Below are 16,626 nucleotides of genomic sequence, written 5' to 3' on the forward strand. Positions count from 1 at the left end.
ATAGAGAAATCAAAGCTGTATTCATTAGGTATTTTTTTAACGTATACTACATTCCTAAAAGCTATAATAAAAGGTACTACAAAGGTAGAAAATATAAGGGAAGTAGGGTATAATTAAACTGTTCATGTAAATAATTATTGGAGGTTTATATGGCTAAAGATTGTTCATTTGACGTTGTATCCGAAGTGGATATGCAAGAAGTAGATAATGCAGTAAATCAAGCGAAAAAAGAAATCGGCACACGCTATGATTTCCGTAATAGCAAAGCAGATATAGAACATGATGGGGATACCATTAAAATTCATTGCGATGATGAATACAAATTAGGAGCCATTATCGATGTCCTAAAAGGGAAAATGGTAAAACGTAATGTAGCCATTAAAAATTTAGAGTATGGTAAAATCGAACCAGCATCTGGCGGTACTGTACGTCAAGTTGTGACTATTAAGAATGGTATCTCTAAAGAGGTGGCTAAAGATGTTGTCAAATTAATTAAAAATATGAAATTAAAAGTGACGGCTCAAATTATGGAAGACCAAGTACGTGTAGCAGGAAAAGATAAAGATCAATTGCAAGCAGTGATTACTATGCTTCGTGAACAAGATTTACCTGTGGAATTACAATTTGTGAATTTCCGATCTTAATTAAATAAAGGAGCATCACCCAATGGATGCTCCTATTTTATCATGTGAGGGACTATGAACGTAGAAGATATGCGTGGTGGATACACCACTGGTTCCTGTGCAACAGCAGGGGTAAAAGCTGGACTCCTTGCTCTCATTGAAGAAGAAATTGTAGATCAAGTTTCTATACGAAATCCTCAAGATGCATTCATTGATGTGCCTATTTCTAAGGTTGAGATTCTCTCTCCTACAGAAGCAATGGTGACAGTGGTAAAAGATGGTGGTGATGATCCAGATGTGACTCATGGTACAGATATTGTGACCACGGTAACATTAAATCAATCGGGAAATATTACGTATGAAGCAGGATTTGGAGTGGGTATAGTGACTAAGCCGGGCCTAGCCTTACTTGTAGGAGAACCTGCTATCAATCCAGGGCCTAGAACGATGATTTCCTATGTATTCGAGGAATTAGTACCTAAGGGCATGGGCATTCATGTGAAAGTGTCCGTACCAGCGGGGGAGACCTTAGCTAGAAAGACCTTGAATGGCACTCTTGGTATAGAAGGTGGTATTTCCATCATTGGTACAACAGGTATTGTAAAACCAATGAGTGAAGAAGGGTTCAAAAACTCTTTAGTACCGCAATTGCGTGTCATGAAAGAAGCAGGCTATACAACAGCTATCTTAGTGCCGGGGCGTATTGGTCAAGAAATCGCAAAAGAACAACTAGGAATTTCTATCAATCAAATGGCAGAAACAAGTAATTTTATTGGCTTCATGCTAGAACAATGTGTCAAAATTGGATTTAAAAATATCCTCATCATTGGTCACATTGGTAAAATTATCAAATTGGCTAGCGGCAGCTTTCATACCCATAATCGCATGAGTGATGGACGTATGGAAACGATTGTTGCTTATGCAGCATTAGAAGGGGCATCTCGAGAAGTTTGTGAAGAATTGATGGAGTGTCGCACAACAGAGGCTGCCATGCCAATTATTGAACGAGAGCGCTTAGAGGGCATTTATCAGCGCGTAGCGGATCGGGCGTCCTTGCGCTCTATGCGCTATATTGCGCAAGATGCAAAGGTTGGTATTATCATATCTACCTTAGATGGCACTATATTGGCCGTCGATGAGGTAGCGAAGGAAATAGGAGAAGAAGAATCATGGCACATACCTTGTATGTCGTAGGTATTGGCCCTGGGAACCCAGAGTATGTAGTACCTAGAGGATTACATCTAATCAAACAGGCTAAGGTCTTGGTAGGAAGTGAGCGAGCACTAGAAGATTTTGCTCAGCCAGGCCAGGAAACCTTTCCTATTGCGAAATTAGCACCTATGGCAGAGTGGATGGGAGAACAACTACAATCCAATGACATTGTAGTCTTAGTCAGCGGTGATACAGGATATTATTCTTTATTGCCGTATTTAAAAACTAAGTTTCCTAACAATCCTATTGATGTGACGCCGGGCATTAGTTCCATGACATTTGCTTTTGCTAGACTTGGTGAAGTGTGGCACAATGCAGATTTAATGAGCTTTCACGGCCGTCGACCAGAGGAAACAGATTTGTATTATGAAGAAGGACGTAAGTTAGGTTTCTTAACGGATCCTGAACAAAATCCTGCGTATATTGCAAGATATTTAATCGAAGAGCATGGCTGGCCTAAAGAAACTAAAGCGGCTGCTTGTGAACGATTGAGTTATGAAGATGAGCGTATTGAACGCGGTACATTAGAAGAATTACAAAAATTGGAGGGCTTTGGGCACTCCGTAATGGTGGTATTAGGATGAGACATTTTTTTGGAATTGAAGACGAGGAATTTATTCGTGGCGATGTGCCCATGACGAAAAAAGAAATTCGTATGGTAGTTATGAATGCAGCTCGTGTAGAAGAAGATAGCGTGGTTCTTGATGTGGGAGCTGGTACTGGTTCCATTTCGATTGAAGCTGCCATAGCTGCTCCGAAAGGACATGTATATGCTATCGAACGCTTTGAAAAAGCAACAGATTTAATTCGCCAAAATCAAGAAAAATTTGGCGTAAAAAACTTAACAATTATTGAAGCCAAAGCGCCAGAAGGTATGGAAGATTTACCAGAATTAGACGCTGTTATCATCGGTGGTAGTGCTGGTGGTATGGGGACGATTATGGACGAAGCCACACGGTTGTTAAAAGTGGGCGGTCGTCTTGTAGTAACCGCTGTGACTATGGAAACAGGCTATACTATTTTAAAAGAACTAAAAGGTAGACCGTATACTTATGAAGGATTTCAAATGCAAGTGAGCCGCTTTAGAAAAGCTGGTCCATACCATTTATTAAATCCATTGAGCCCTATTTTTATCGTAACTGCAGTGAAACAGGAGGCATAATATGGCACAAGTGCATATCGTGGGCGCAGGCCCTGGAGATCCGGAATTAATTACCCGTAAGGGATACCGATTGGTACAAGAAGCAGATGTAGTAATCTACGCTGGTTCCTTGGTGAATCCAGCAATTTTAGAAGCTTGTAAAGAAGGCTGTGAAATACATAATTCTGCGTCTATGAGCTTAGATGATGTATTAGCAGTCACAAAAGCTAGAGTGGCAGAAGGTAAAACGGTAGTGCGTTTACACACAGGTGACCCAGCTATCTATGGAGCGATCCAAGAGCAAATGGATGCTTTGAAAGAAATGGGGATCACTTATGATGTAACACCTGGGGTAAGCTCCTTCTTAGCAACGGCAGCAGCCTTGCAACAAGAGTATACATTGCCAAATGTAACCCAAACTGTGATCATCACTCGCATGGAAGGCAGAACGCCTATGCCAGAAAAAGAAAAATTATCTATGTTGGCTAGCCATGGTGCGACAATGTGCATTTTCTTGTCTGTACAAATGATTGATAAAGTGGCAGTAGAATTAATTGAAGGTGGGTACGATAAAACAACACCAGTGGCTATCGTTGTAAAAGCATCTTGGCCAGACCAACGCATCATTCGTGGTACTTTAGAAACGATTGCTGATGTGGTGGCAGAAGAAGGCGTTATCCGCCAAGCTATGATTGTAGTAAGCCGTGTACTGGATACAGATTATGAATTATCTAAACTCTATGACAAAGGCTTTGCTCATATGTATCGAGATGCTAAGTAATGAAGATTGCTATCGTATCTGTTACAAAACGTGGGGCTAAGCTAGGCCAACAAGTACGCAGTGCCTATATACAGGAACATGTGGTGGACTGTTATGAAAAAGTAGAGCGTGAAAGTGGAGACACAGCCATATCCTTTTCTTCTTTGAAAATGCATATAGAACAGTTGTGGAAAGACTATGACCGTATCTTATTCATTATGGCCACAGGCATTGTAGTGCGTATGATCGCACCTTTTATCAAGCATAAATCGGAAGATCCAGCTATTTTAGTGATGGACGAAGGTAGTCACTTTGTGATTAGCCTATTATCTGGACATTTAGGTGGCGCTAATGAATGGACTAGCGAGGTGGCAATGATTACGGGTGCAACTCCAGTGATTACGACAGCTACAGACGTGAATCAGTTGCCCGCACCAGATGTATTGGCTCGTAAGATAGGCGCCAAGGTAGAAGACTTCTCTATGCTTATTAAGGTGAATGCAGCCATCGTTAATGGTGACGCTGTTAAATATTATTTGGATAGCACCTTGGCAGATGACTTTGAAAGGGCTGTACAAGCACATCAAGTGGACTATGCTCTCTTTCATCCAGAGGAAGTATTCCCATGGGGGGATGAGCCAAAGGTTGTCATTACAGATAGAACCATTGATTGTATAGGTGTCACATTGGTGTTGCGACCACCGACTATGACAGTGGGTATCGGATGTCGCCGTGATACACCGAAAGAGTTGATACTTTCAGCTGTAGCAGAATCATTGCAAAATGTAGGACGATCCCCATTAAGTGTTAAGGGAGCGGCCTCAGTTATCGTAAAAGCTGATGAAATAGGATTATTGGAAGCCATGGAAACACTAAAATGGCCTATCCAATTTTATACACAAGAAGAAATGGCCCCTTGTATTGAAGAGGCACAAATTATAGAATCAAATTTTGTTAAACAAACAATAGGAGTAGGAAACGTATGCGAAACGACAGCACTATTACTAGCGCAGGGGCAGGAGCTACTGCAACACAAAACAATATTTCCGAGAACAACCGTAGCCATTGCACGGGTACATTACAAGTCATCGGAATCGGACCTGGTAACCCAGAATTCATGACACCAGAAGCACGCGAAGCGATTCTACAAGCTGACCGTGTAGTAGGTTACATTACCTATTTAGATTTGATTAAAGACCTTGTAGCAGACAAAGTAACTGTAGGTACAGGCATGATGCAAGAAGTGGATCGATGCCAACAAGCTGTAGACTTAGCTGTAGAAGGTCATAAAGTGGTTGTGGTATCCAGTGGTGACCCTGGAGTATACGGCATGGCGGGTCTTGTCATCGAATTGGCTAATAAAGTAGCAGAGGAAAAACGTCCTCCTGTACATATCGTACCAGGTTTAAGCGCTGTAAACATGGCAGCAGCTGTATTGGGTGCTCCATTGATGCATGACTTCGCTGTTATCAGCTTAAGTGATTTGATGACACCATGGGATTTAATCAAAAAACGTGCCGCACTGTGTGCCGAAGGTGATATGGTTATTGCTTTATATAACCCACGTAGTAAAAAACGTGTCACACATTTAGATGAAGTGCGTGAACTAGTATTACAACATCGTGATCCTAAAACACCAGTAGGCATTGTCCAAAAAGCAGGTCGTGTAGGTCAACATATTATTATTTCTGATTTAGAACATTTCCACAAAGAAGAAATCGATATGCAAACATTAGTTATCATTGGTAACAGCCAAACGTATGTGGAAAATGGTAAAATCATTACGCCGCGAGGATATAAACTGTGATTTGGGTCATAGCGGGTACGCTAGATGGCCGTAATTTGGCGGTAGCAGTACAAGAGCATACAGGATTACCTGTGTTGGTGTCTGTAGTGAGCCAATATGGGGCACAATTAGCATCCCATCCAGGCATTGAAGTCCATGAAGGACGATTAAATTTAGATGAGATGAAAGCTCTCATTCAAAATAAAGGCATAACGATGCTTATTGATGCGAGCCATCCCTATGCGGCGATTGTGACTGCCACAGCTCGCGAAGCCGCTGCAGATATGAAAATTCCTTTCATTCGATTTGAACGGAAAGAAGTTCCATTGCCAGAGTATGATAAATTACATCATGTGAGCAATGAAGAAGAGGCAGCTACTTTGGCAGGTGAACTAGGTAAGGTGGTATATCTTACAACAGGTAGTAAGACGATGCATGTCTTTGCCAAGTCTGAAGCTTTACAAGATAAAGAAGTATGGACCCGTGTATTACCGACGGCGGAAGTGCTACAAATGATGGAAGATTTGGGAGTATCTCCTAAATATACCATTGCTATGCAAGGACCATTTTCTTATGACATGAATAAGGTCATGTTCCAAGATACAAAAGCAGAAGTAGTAGTCATGAAAAACTCTGGCCTTGTAGGAGGTTCAGACACTAAGTTACAAGCTGCTATCGATTTAGATGTTCATGTCATTGTTATCGATCGCCCAACACCGGCGAAAGGAGCAGTGACGATTTCAACAGTAGAAGAATTTAAAACCCTATGGGAGGATTACGATGGATTACATTAAAAACCCTAAAGCAATTGAAGATAAAAGTATGGAAATTATTTACCCATATGTGAAAGACATGGGATTTACTGATGACGAAATTCGTGTGGTATCTCGTACTATCCATGCATCTGGTGACGTAGAATATGCGAAATTATTCCGTACTAGTGAAGGCGCTGTAGCGGCAGGTATTGCAGCTGTTAATAATGGCGCTCATGTTTATACTGACGTGGAAATGGTGCGCACAGGTATTTCTAAACCAGCATTGAAACTTCATAACAGTGAAGCACATTGCTTAATTCGTGACGAAAAAGTGGCTGAAATGGCAAAAGAATTAGGCGTAACACGCTCTATTGCTGCGATGCGTACATTCGGTAAACAGTTAGAAGGCCAAATCGTGGCAATTGGTAATGCACCAACTGCTTTATACGAAGTATTGCGCCTTGCCTTAGAAGAAGGTATTCGTCCTGCTTTAATCATTGGGATTCCAGTAGGCTTCGTAGGTGCTGCAGAATCTAAAGATTATTTGGCAGAAGTATCTCCAGTTCCTTACATTACAATTCAAGGTAACAAAGGTGGTAGCTCCATTGCTGCATCCGTTGTTAACGCATTGTTCTACACAGATGTAAAACGTAATGACATGTTATTTGTAGAAGGAAAAGAAAAGAAATAATGAATAGAACGAGTCAAACACGCAATGCATGGCGTATGTTTCTCGTTCTAGTGTTTGGGGCAGCAGCGATTGCTGCCCTCATCTTGTCTTTAGTATTTGGGTCCGCCCAGACTACATTGGCTCAAATATGGCATACATTGTGGTCTCCCACTTTATCTGATACAAATTCACTAGTCATATGGAACATTCGCTTTCCGAGAAATATAGTAGCGGCCCTAGTAGGGTCCAATCTAGCAGTGGCAGGTGCTATCTTACAGGCAGTAATGAAAAATCCATTAGCAGATCCGCAAATCGTAGGGGTTTCTTCGGGTGCAGGATTAGCTGGTGTTATAGTATTGATTTTATTTCCTTATTTAGAATATGCAGTGCCGTTTATCGCCTTTATTGGGGCTTTGACAGCGGCTGTTCTGGTGTATGCCTTAGCCTGGAAACAGGGTATACGCCCCAGCCGTATTATCTTGGCAGGTGTGGCAGTGGCTGCATTCTTAGGCTCCATGATATCTGCCTTACTCGTATTCTATGGAGATCGAGTGCAAGGGGCACTATTATGGATGGTAGGCGGTCTTGCCGCCCGCAGTTGGCCACAAGTGTATGTTTTAATTCCTTATACGATAGGGGGTTTAGTATTTGCATTCTTAGGGGCAAAACGATTGACCATACTCAGCCTAGGTGATGAAACAGCTCGTAGTTTAGGCTTAGCCGTTGAAAAAACACGATTTATGATGACTGCTGTGGCAGCACTCCTAGCAGCGAGTGCCGTATCAGTAGCGGGCTTGATTGGTTTCGTAGGGCTTATCATTCCTCATATCGCTCGCATGATGTTGGGCACAGATTATCGATTCCTGTTGCCAGGATCTGCCTTCTTAGGGGCCTTTGTACTAGTCATCAGTGATACAGTGGGTCGCACGCTATTTAGCCCTATTGAAATTCCAGTGGGTATTATTATGGCCTTCTTTGGAGCCCCATTCTTCTTGTATTTATTGAGGAGGGATGACTAATGAAACCAGTAATATCTGTGAAAGATTGTCGTGTCTCTTTTGGTGAAAAAGAAGTCTTGAAAGGCATCGATTGGACTGTATACGAAGGGGAAATTGCTACGTTAATCGGTCCTAATGGTTGTGGTAAAAGTACTTTGTTACATGCTATTACTAGCGCTATTAAAAGTACAGGAACTATCCAGATTGCAGGGAAAGAGGCAAGAGACTATTCTAATAAAGAATTAGCCCGCTATATGGCATTCTTACCACAGGTACCATCTATCCCAAAAGATATGTTGGTCGAAGAACTGGTCTACTGCGGACGCTTTCCTTATCAATCGTGGTGGAAGCAACAAGGAACCCATGATAGAGAAGTGGTAGATGCTGCCCTAGAAGCCACACAAGTGAGTCATTTGCGGAATCAACTAGTATCTTCCTTATCCGGTGGGGAACGGCAGCGTGTATGGATTGCCATGGCATTAGCTCAAGAGCCAAAAGTATTAATCTTGGATGAGCCTACCACGTATTTAGATATTAACCATCAATTGGAGATTATGGAGTTATTACAGGACTTAAATCGCCGTGAAGGGTTAACAGTTGTCATGGTTCTTCATGAATTGAATCAGGCTGCGCAGTATTCCCATCGGGTCGGTGTGCTCTATCAAGGTCATATCTTGGCCGATGGATCACCAAAAGATGTGATGACCGAAGAATTACTAGAAAAAGTCTTTGCTGTCAGAACCGATGTAGAAGTAGGAGAGTTTCCTTATATACGCATACAGGGGTTGCTTTAAAGTTAGAGAAATCTGATTATGGTTTATGAAAATTATTAAGAGAAAAATCTAACATGAGCATTTAATTCAGTGGTACGAACATATCGTACAACTGATATATCTAATACTAGTTTCTCCAACCTTTAAAGAATCAAAAAGATAGCAAAAATGACTACACCGGAGTAAATATACTCTAGTGTAGTCATTTTATGTTTTAGAGTTCCCATTGAAGGGTTCCCTTAAAAATTGTTATGGTATTATTTATCTAATTGTACTTTCACACCATAGATAATATTGACTAATTCAGCCATAGCTTCTGGTGTTTCTAGTCCAGGGTTTAATAAGAACCATTGGGATGGTAAGAAGATGACTTTGTCATTTTTCACAGCTTGTAATTGATTCCAAGCTGGATTGCTAGTCATTTCTTTGGCAAAGGTTGCATTGATTTCATCCTTTTTACCCATGGTAACCACAAGAATGATATCAGGGTTGTCTACGGTTAATGTTTCTAAGGAATATGGTACTGTTTTAGATGTTACATTGTCTTTCAAATGTTGTTCTACTACATTGGTGATGCCTAATTCACGAACCATAGATGCCGTGATTGCTAGTGGAGTTTCTGCTGTTACCGATTTACCAGTAGCTCGTAATACAGCAACTTTGACTGGTTTGTCTTTTGGAATCGAGGCTTTCACTGTATCGATTTTTTTATTGTAATCTTCGATGACAGATTTGGCCTTGTCTTCTGTATGGAAAATATTGCCCAATAATGTTAATAGTGGAATGTTATCATTGATGCCATCGTAATTAATTAGAATAGATGGAATATTGTTGCTATCTAGCTGCCCTTTAAATTTTTCATGTTGGCTAGGTAAACCTAATACTAAATCAGGATGTAATCCTACTAATTGTTCCATATTAGGATTGGCTGTATGGCCTATGCTTGGTAATGATTCAATTTCACTAGGTAATTTTTCGTTACTTTCAACACGAGCGATGGCTTTGCCACCTACAGCATAGATCATTTTAGAGATGGAATTAGATAATGCTACAACTTTAGATGGGTTAGCAGGTATTGTATAGGACTGATCTTGATAAGAGACTGTGCGAGTTGTTTCTGTTGTAGTAGGACCTGTTTTTGCGCATCCACCTAGTAACAAAGAAGTGGAGAGTAGAACAGCACTACAAATTTTTAAATATGTTTTCATTGTTTATTTCTTTCAAATAAGGGGATACGAAACGTATCCCCCTAAATTTTAATACTATACTATTGTGATTGCAATTATTTTACTAATGCATCATATGCTTCGGAAGCACGTTCAGCAAAGATATCACGGATTAGTTGGTTTTCACCAGCACCATGGATGTAAGTATCTACAGTGAAGCCTTCTTTCATAAGGATGCTTTTGTGTGAATCAGGTTCGTCACCAGCCATGTCGTTGTTTGCATGGTCACCAGCCACCATCATTAATGGCATTAATGTCACGTGTTTGATACCTTTTTCTTTCAATTGAGGGATTACTGTTTCAAGGTTTGGCCATCCTTCAACTGTGTAAAGGTATGTATTTTGGAATCCCATGGAATCGATACGATCTTGGATTACTGCATAGTACGCATTAGATGGATCTGGAGTACCATGAGCCATGATCAATACAGCAGAATCTTTTGTTTGGATCATAGGGAATTGGGAAGAGTATGCTTTTAATGCTTGTTCAATATCATCGCGTTGTTCTTCTTGGCCCATCCAGTACATTAAAGGTAAACCTAATGTCATTTTTTTGAAATCTTGTTTATGATGGTTGAATACAGCACCAGCATAGTTATATTCCATGCCTGGAATCATATTTAATGTTGTTAAAGCAACACGAGTATATCCATCAGCTTTTAATTGGTCTAATGCTTCTTCTGGAGTAGGGTATGTAATACCTTCATGGGCTTTAATGCGATCAATAATAATATGAGATGTGAAAGCAGTTACAACTTTAACATTTGGATGTTGTGCTTTGATTTCATTGATAGTAGCATCAATTGTTTTTGCACGAGTATCTTTGAAAGTAGTACCAAAGGACATAACTACGATAGCATCTTTATTCATTGCGTTTTTCATCATTGGATTTTCATATGTGCGAACACCAATGGAAGCAGCTTCTTGTAATGCTGGAGTTGCATCTTTTACTTCAGAGTTTAACATGTACGCCGCATCAGTAGATTGAGAAACGCCGAAAGCTGCAGTTACTGCTAATGCCGCAATCATAGCGCTTTTAGAAAAGAATTTCATAATAATTCTCCTTACCTAAAACTAGAATATACCCAAAAGCATGAATCTTTATTTCCCTATTCATACTCATTTATTATTATATTCCTAGCTGTGATAAGTGTCAATGAAATATAAACATATAATCATGAAAGTTAGATATGATTAAAGTATATTATCATGAACTCATCGTCTAAAATATAAATATAATTTTACAATTCGTGAATCAAATGGAGCATTTGAAATCCATATGGAGTAGATGTGATATTTGATTAGGTCTATAATACAAATGATTAATATTATCAAATTTATTTGTATTTATAGGAAGATGGTGGAATGCTATGCATTATTCTAAGCCGTATCAGAAACGTTTACTTACTGGTGCAGTCATGAGTTGGATGGCTTGTTCTTGGTATCTATTTGGTGGATTAGCACCTGTACAGGCAGAAGGATCTGTGTTTGTTACAGCAGACCGTGCACAAGAAGAAGCAAAATATAACTCTCAACAAGTGCAAATCATTACTAAAAAAGATATTGAACAAAAACAGGCTAAATCTGTGGAAGATATTGTATTTACACAAGCTGGTGTGAGTCGTACAGTGGACAGCATGGGTCGTGTCGGTGTATCGATTCGTGGTGCTGAACCTCGTCATACATTAATTCTTGTAGATGGGCAGCCAGTGATGGGTGAATTTGCAAAATACCAAGGTCAAGGTGATGAATTACAACGACTAGGTACAGAAAATGTAGAACGTATAGAAATTATCCAAGGCGCTGCGAGCGCAAAATATGGATCCGATGCCATTGGTGGTGTTATCAATGTAATTACGAATAAACCAAATAAAAATGCGAATATCCGCATCAATGGTGAAAGTATTCGTTCCCGTGGCGATCAAGGTTTGTTCCCATATAGTAACTTCTTTATGCGTGCTGACTCTGGTCAACAAGGTAAATTACGTGTTAATATTCATGGTAGTAAACGTGATATCGTTCCTGTATATGCTGCGAGGGAAAGAAAAGAAGTTCCATTTGGAAATGCTACTGTCAATGAACAATTTCCTAAAAACTCCCTAAGATATTATGGGACAAACTCCAATTTAGGATTGTCTGCGATTTATGATGTGAATCAAAATAATTCGTTTACATTTACAACAGACCGTTATAACGAAGATTTAGAACGTTTTGTAAAACGTACAAACTCTGAAGATGAACCACAAGTTCATTACAAACGTGATTTAGATAGAAATAAAAGTAACCTTTCCTATGCAGGACAAGATGAAAAAAGCAATTGGAAGGTTGAATTAAACTATACTCGCACGAAAGAAGATGATGTAACCTTAACAAGTGAGTATGGTCGCAGCAATTATGAAGGTAAAAACACATTAAACTATGTGGACAATGTGGACCATAAACAATGGAGCTTTAATATCACTGGAGACACACAGGCTAATGATAATCACTTACTTTCTTATGGTTTTGGATATACTACTGAAAGTGGTGAAGGTAGCCGACTAAAAAGTGCCCCTCATACATGGGTACGTAATATTGACCCGTGGGACTATGATAAGAGTTTAGCTGTAAAACACGGAAAACCAGATAGTACAATCTATCGTCATTCTTTCAAAGAAAATGGAGAAGGCGTATTACGGTGGGATAAAGAAAAAGAGTGGTATGGTTATGATGGTTCAGATAAAACAAGTGTACCAGAGTTCACCTACGAAGACTTTAAAAACTATCTAGATCCAGAAGCAGGATTAGATCCAGCCGCATTCCATGGACTTGTGTATAACTCTGGATATACGCCAAACAATATGGAATCCCGTAACCCAGAAGCATTGAAACGATTCAAGGCATTTAATGATAAATTAAATGAAATTCCATACAATAAAGAACTGATTGCTAAGTATGGCCCAGGTCATCAAGGAACTGAAACCATTGATGGGGTCAAACCACCTGTCATTAATAAAGATTATTTAGCTTTATTCTATTACATGGAAGATCCATCTTTCAAAATCGTACGACCTCAATTTAATGGCGGTCATTTCAAAGATGAATACAATAAACGCATTAACCAACAAACCATGGGTAGTGCAAGATTACGGAAACAGCATTTTTTCTTGCAAGATACATGGCAAATCAACAAGGATACTCTGTTGCAACCAATTGTACGTTTAGACCATAGTGATTTGTTTGGATCGCATATGACTTTCAATATGGGGGTTACTCACAACGTAGGTGGAAATGCGCATCGTCGCTTGAAAGCCAATGTAGGAACCAGTTACACAGAGCCAGGTATGGGTGAACTATACTATAACTGGGAAATGTTTGGACCTACGGTAACGAATGTGGCTCCATTGTCAGGTGGACGTGCTCGCTTAGGTTGGTATTGGATTGGCAACCCTACATTGAAACCGGAAACGTCAAAAAATATAGATATTTCCTTTGAAGGAGAAAATAAAAATACCTATATGAAATTGACGGCGTTCCGCAATCAAATTCGTAACTATATGACCATTGCTAATACTGGACATTTAATGGATTTCTATCCATATCTTGATGAAAGTACTTATTTTGGTGCTACAAAATATGCTCATGCACCAGATATGCTCTATACATTCCGCAATATCGGAAAAGCTCGTGTCAATGGTGTTGAACTAGAAGTGAAACAACGGTTGAATGACCATGCGAAATTGAAAGTAGGTTATACATATTTAGATGCAGTGAACAAAACAAATCCAGATATGCCGAAACGATTGTTGGATAAACCAATGCATAAATTGGATTTAGGATTGGAGTTAGAAGATAAAGTAAGTGGCTGGAGTGGCAACATTTGGACTGATTACTATTATGGTATGTTAGATAGTAACTCTGTTACTGGTGGTGGTAACTACATTACATCACAAGTGGACCCTGCTAATAATGATAAGTCTATTATCACATACGAGTTCAATACGAAAAAAACAGCTGATATGTACAAGAAGAAAACCTATGGCATTTGGAATATGATTGTACAGAAAAAAATCGATAAAGATTCCCTTGTGTACTTTGGTATGAACAATCTATTTAATCATCGTGATGACGACCGTGCCTTACAAGGACGTCAGTTCCGATTCGGTATGAACTTAAAATTTGGTTCCGATGGATCTAGTAGTTCCAAACATACTGATACTAAGACTGTAGCAGTGAATAATGGTACAACTCCAATGACGGAACATTCTGTATCGAAAGCTCAAGGATCTCTAACATCATCTGTATTAGAGTCTCAATTTGATCAACATCGAGAAAAAGGTGCTACCGTAGTGGGAGATATTCGCTTTGGTGGAGATAGTCATTTAGGTAGCGATCGCCCAGCGAACCGTGTGACAGCAGTCAGCTCAATTAGCGATGGTGCATTGAAAAACTTACAAGATAAAAATGAACATGGCTTCCATAGTCGTTTACGATTAGGTGTTGATGCTCGTGTAGGAGATCATACGAATGTAAAAGTAGTAGCTACAGCACAAGGTCAAGAGGGGGTGGATGCATCCCATGTGACAACAGGATCTAAAGGACTTTCTCATAGCCGTTTAGAAACAATAGATGTCACAAACCATCATGCTAAATGGGATTTCAGTGTCGGTCGATTGACTGAGAAATTTGGTATGACCGGATACTGGTTTAATAAGGAGTTTGATGGATTACGTACTGTTTGGACTAGTGATAAAGACCAATTACGTATTGGTTACGGTGATTTCCGTCATAGTACAGGTATTGAAGATTCTGCATATACCCATGCAATCTTCACTAAATTTAAACGACCTCCGACTGTTGATGAATTCATAGGAACAACCTTTGATTACACGGGTCTTTCTGAAGAAGAGAAAAAATTAGTAGGTGGTGCAAAAGTTGAAAAAGTTGTGAAAGATGCACCAAATACTATCAACTTCTATCAACAGCTGAAAGCTTTACAAGGGGATTATAAATCACTAAGTGAGAAAAAAGAAACATTTGCTAGTGAAATTGCTACCTTAAAAGATTATATGGACAATGACTACATTGCTGATACGCCTGAAAAGAAAGCGCAATACAAAAAAGATATTGATGCAAAAACAAAAGAACTTGAAGAAGTTACTACTAAATTAGATGCCAATATTGATGCTCAATATGGTGTTGTTGCTCACATGCAAGAGCTTGCTGTAAAAGCCTATGGACATGATAAAGGCTTTAAAAAATATAATGTAGCTAAAAAAGCAGAAGAAGAAATTACGATTCCAATTAAGATGCCAGAAATAACTTATAGACTAACTGGTAAAGAAAAAAGCTATAAGTATGATGATGATGGAGAACTAGTATATGGACCTGATGATCAACCTGTAGTAGATGGGCCAGATAAGGAAAGTTCCTTTACTAAAGCAATCAGTCCGAGTGGTGCAAACCTAGATAACCCTATCTTTAAATTAAAATTAACTGATATGAAAGTTCTGGGAAATAATAAAAAAGAGTTTTTAAAAGAATGGTTTAAAGCGAATAAAGAAGCAATCCTAAAAGGTTATCAAGAACAAGCAGAAGCTATTGCTAAAAACTCATTTAATGCAGGGGTAGTAAAAGTTGAGGCAGAGAGTAGCTTGTTAGATAACATAGGCGATAAACTTTATGAAATGAATTATCTTGCTATCGGTACTCCTGGTGAATCTTCTATTGCTAAAACATATGAATCAGGTATGTATCCATATCTTGTAGCGCAATATTTCAATGAAATCGTAAGTGCCTTAGAAGCCACAGATGGACATAGTAAATTACCACGAGAAGCTTTCATTCCATATACTGGCGCTATCATTCCAGCAGAAGGTATCGTATTACAACGTGATGTCATTCCACCGATTAAACGAGCGGCCTATGTACAGTTACGCCATATGGTAGGTCAACAATTAGGTTTGACTGCTTGGTACTTACGCTCTATGGGTAATGATACAAATACAGTACAATTTGCTAGTGGCTTAGGTACATCAAGTACCACTTTCAAAGGTGTGGCTAATGTAGTCGGTATTGGAGCAAAATATAGTACAGGTAATGCATCCGTATCCTTTGATTACGGTCAAAATAGAACTGATTTTGGACGGTATATGAATGGACGCACTGTGTATAACTATGTTCCAGGTAGTATTAACTTTACACCAACTGGTCGTTCAATGGGAGGAAATCCAAGCTTCTGGGTAGTACGTTTTGATATTGGTCAATCCGACTATAAACGTGCAGGTAGTTGGAATGGTTTCATCGATTACAAACGATTTGATCATGGTTCCTTCTTTGGCGGCAATGGTAGTGGTTCTGTACCAGATCGTTACTTAGATGGTATTAGTAGCTTTACTGTTGGAGGCGGCTATGTTCCACGTAAAGACTTGTTATTAGAAGCATTCTACACATTTGATGCAAAAGCGACTGGACAACGTGATACATTATATGGTGGAGAAAACTTTAAATTAGGAAATTATACAAGAATTCAAGGAACGTATAAATTCTAAGTATCTCATACATTTGTATGAATCTATACAATAGTATAAGAAACTATTTTTAATGCCTAATGAGTACATCTATGGTGCTCATTAGGCATTTATTATGTTACATATACTTGGAATGTAAAAGAAGAAAAACAAAAGTAATAGTTATACACATGA

Annotated in this window: 14 protein-coding genes; 12 read left to right on the forward strand and 2 right to left on the reverse strand. The window is 39.2% G+C overall.

Translation table 11 applies throughout. The features are described 5' to 3' along the window. The first annotated feature begins 149 nt into the window (after positions 1 to 149). From EO113_RS00595 to EO113_RS00645, 11 genes are read left to right on the forward strand one after another with little or no spacing between them, the layout of a single operon-like run. On the forward strand, positions 150 to 644 hold the full coding sequence (locus tag EO113_RS00595; RefSeq protein ID WP_062402554.1) for a YajQ family cyclic di-GMP-binding protein: 495 nt from the start codon (positions 150 to 152) through the stop codon (positions 642 to 644). A 54-nt stretch (positions 645 to 698) separates the two neighbouring features. Further along, positions 699 to 1,817, forward strand: a complete 1,119-nt coding sequence (cbiD, locus tag EO113_RS00600; RefSeq protein WP_127135218.1) for a cobalt-precorrin-5B (C(1))-methyltransferase CbiD — start codon at positions 699 to 701, stop codon at positions 1,815 to 1,817. Further along, complete coding sequence (gene cbiE, locus EO113_RS00605; RefSeq protein ID WP_127135219.1) at positions 1,793 to 2,419, forward strand: precorrin-6y C5,15-methyltransferase (decarboxylating) subunit CbiE; 627 nt, start codon at positions 1,793 to 1,795, stop codon at positions 2,417 to 2,419. The genes cbiD and cbiE overlap by 25 nt, the downstream gene beginning before the upstream one ends. Continuing rightward, a complete protein-coding gene (gene cbiT, locus EO113_RS00610) occupies positions 2,416 to 2,997 on the forward strand; it encodes a precorrin-6Y C5,15-methyltransferase (decarboxylating) subunit CbiT (protein ID WP_062402561.1) in 582 nt (193 codons plus the stop codon). Before cbiE ends, cbiT begins: the two co-directional genes overlap by 4 nt. A 1-nt stretch (position 2,998) precedes the next feature. Beyond that, a complete protein-coding gene (gene cobM, locus EO113_RS00615; protein WP_127135220.1) occupies positions 2,999 to 3,757 on the forward strand; it encodes a precorrin-4 C(11)-methyltransferase in 759 nt (252 codons plus the stop codon). Continuing rightward, the gene (locus tag EO113_RS00620) at positions 3,757 to 4,857 is read left to right on the forward strand and encodes a cobalt-precorrin 5A hydrolase (protein WP_240633643.1); all 1,101 of its coding nucleotides are present in this window, start codon (positions 3,757 to 3,759) and stop codon (positions 4,855 to 4,857) included. The genes cobM and EO113_RS00620 overlap by 1 nt, the downstream gene beginning before the upstream one ends. Continuing rightward, the gene (gene cobJ, locus EO113_RS00625; protein ID WP_240629045.1) at positions 4,854 to 5,543 is read left to right on the forward strand and encodes a precorrin-3B C(17)-methyltransferase; all 690 of its coding nucleotides are present in this window, start codon (positions 4,854 to 4,856) and stop codon (positions 5,541 to 5,543) included. The genes EO113_RS00620 and cobJ overlap by 4 nt, the downstream gene beginning before the upstream one ends. Next, positions 5,540 to 6,316, forward strand: coding sequence for a precorrin-6A reductase (cobK, locus tag EO113_RS00630; RefSeq protein WP_127135222.1), 777 nt, complete (start codon positions 5,540 to 5,542; stop codon positions 6,314 to 6,316). The genes cobJ and cobK overlap by 4 nt, the downstream gene beginning before the upstream one ends. Beyond that, complete coding sequence (locus EO113_RS00635; protein WP_127061037.1) at positions 6,303 to 6,968, forward strand: precorrin-8X methylmutase; 666 nt, start codon at positions 6,303 to 6,305, stop codon at positions 6,966 to 6,968. Before cobK ends, EO113_RS00635 begins: the two co-directional genes overlap by 14 nt. Before the next feature lie 35 nt (positions 6,969 to 7,003). Next, positions 7,004 to 7,966 (forward strand): FecCD family ABC transporter permease, encoded by a 963-nt coding sequence (locus tag EO113_RS00640; protein ID WP_370466825.1) that lies wholly within the window; start codon positions 7,004 to 7,006, stop codon positions 7,964 to 7,966. Next, positions 7,966 to 8,739: an ABC transporter ATP-binding protein gene (locus EO113_RS00645; protein ID WP_127135224.1), complete on the forward strand. Its 774-nt coding sequence runs from the start codon at positions 7,966 to 7,968 to the stop codon at positions 8,737 to 8,739. The genes EO113_RS00640 and EO113_RS00645 overlap by 1 nt, the downstream gene beginning before the upstream one ends. A 236-nt stretch (positions 8,740 to 8,975) precedes the next feature. On the opposite strand, the gene EO113_RS00650 is transcribed toward EO113_RS00645, so the two are convergent. Further along, a complete protein-coding gene (locus tag EO113_RS00650) occupies positions 8,976 to 9,926 on the reverse strand; it encodes an ABC transporter substrate-binding protein (RefSeq protein WP_127135225.1) in 951 nt (316 codons plus the stop codon). Between the two features lie 74 nt (positions 9,927 to 10,000). Then, positions 10,001 to 10,972 carry a sirohydrochlorin cobaltochelatase gene (locus EO113_RS00655; protein WP_370466826.1) on the reverse strand — a complete coding sequence of 324 codons (972 nt, stop codon included), beginning with the start codon at positions 10,970 to 10,972 and terminating at the stop codon, positions 10,001 to 10,003. A 341-nt stretch (positions 10,973 to 11,313) separates the two neighbouring features. Here EO113_RS00655 and EO113_RS00660 point away from each other — a divergent pair, with 341 nt between their 5' ends. Then, positions 11,314 to 16,473 (forward strand): TonB-dependent siderophore receptor, encoded by a 5,160-nt coding sequence (locus EO113_RS00660; RefSeq protein ID WP_127135226.1) that lies wholly within the window; start codon positions 11,314 to 11,316, stop codon positions 16,471 to 16,473. Positions 16,474 to 16,626 lie beyond the last annotated feature (153 nt).

Source organism: Veillonella sp. 3913, assembly GCF_003992235.1.
Taxonomy (GTDB): Bacteria; Bacillota; Negativicutes; order Veillonellales; family Veillonellaceae; genus F0422.

What these genes read in the sequence shown, in the direction of transcription:
- EO113_RS00595 (WP_062402554.1), top strand. Translation starts at nt 150, where the DNA reads ATGGCTAAAGATTGTTCATTTGACGTTGTATCCGAAGTGGATATGCAA.
- cbiD (WP_127135218.1), top strand. Translation starts at nt 699, where the DNA reads ATGAACGTAGAAGATATGCGTGGTGGATACACCACTGGTTCCTGTGCA.
- cbiE (WP_127135219.1), top strand. Translation starts at nt 1,793, where the DNA reads ATGGCACATACCTTGTATGTCGTAGGTATTGGCCCTGGGAACCCAGAG.
- cbiT (WP_062402561.1), top strand. Translation starts at nt 2,416, where the DNA reads ATGAGACATTTTTTTGGAATTGAAGACGAGGAATTTATTCGTGGCGAT.
- cobM (WP_127135220.1), top strand. Translation starts at nt 2,999, where the DNA reads ATGGCACAAGTGCATATCGTGGGCGCAGGCCCTGGAGATCCGGAATTA.
- EO113_RS00620 (WP_240633643.1), top strand. Translation starts at nt 3,757, where the DNA reads ATGAAGATTGCTATCGTATCTGTTACAAAACGTGGGGCTAAGCTAGGC.
- cobJ (WP_240629045.1), top strand. Translation starts at nt 4,854, where the DNA reads ATGACACCAGAAGCACGCGAAGCGATTCTACAAGCTGACCGTGTAGTA.
- EO113_RS00635 (WP_127061037.1), top strand. Translation starts at nt 6,303, where the DNA reads ATGGATTACATTAAAAACCCTAAAGCAATTGAAGATAAAAGTATGGAA.
- EO113_RS00640 (WP_370466825.1), top strand. Translation starts at nt 7,004, where the DNA reads ATGTTTCTCGTTCTAGTGTTTGGGGCAGCAGCGATTGCTGCCCTCATC.
- EO113_RS00645 (WP_127135224.1), top strand. Translation starts at nt 7,966, where the DNA reads ATGAAACCAGTAATATCTGTGAAAGATTGTCGTGTCTCTTTTGGTGAA.
- EO113_RS00650 (WP_127135225.1), bottom strand. Translation starts at nt 9,926, where the DNA reads ATGAAAACATATTTAAAAATTTGTAGTGCTGTTCTACTCTCCACTTCT.
- EO113_RS00655 (WP_370466826.1), bottom strand. Translation starts at nt 10,972, where the DNA reads ATGATTGCGGCATTAGCAGTAACTGCAGCTTTCGGCGTTTCTCAATCT.
- EO113_RS00660 (WP_127135226.1), top strand. Translation starts at nt 11,314, where the DNA reads ATGCATTATTCTAAGCCGTATCAGAAACGTTTACTTACTGGTGCAGTC.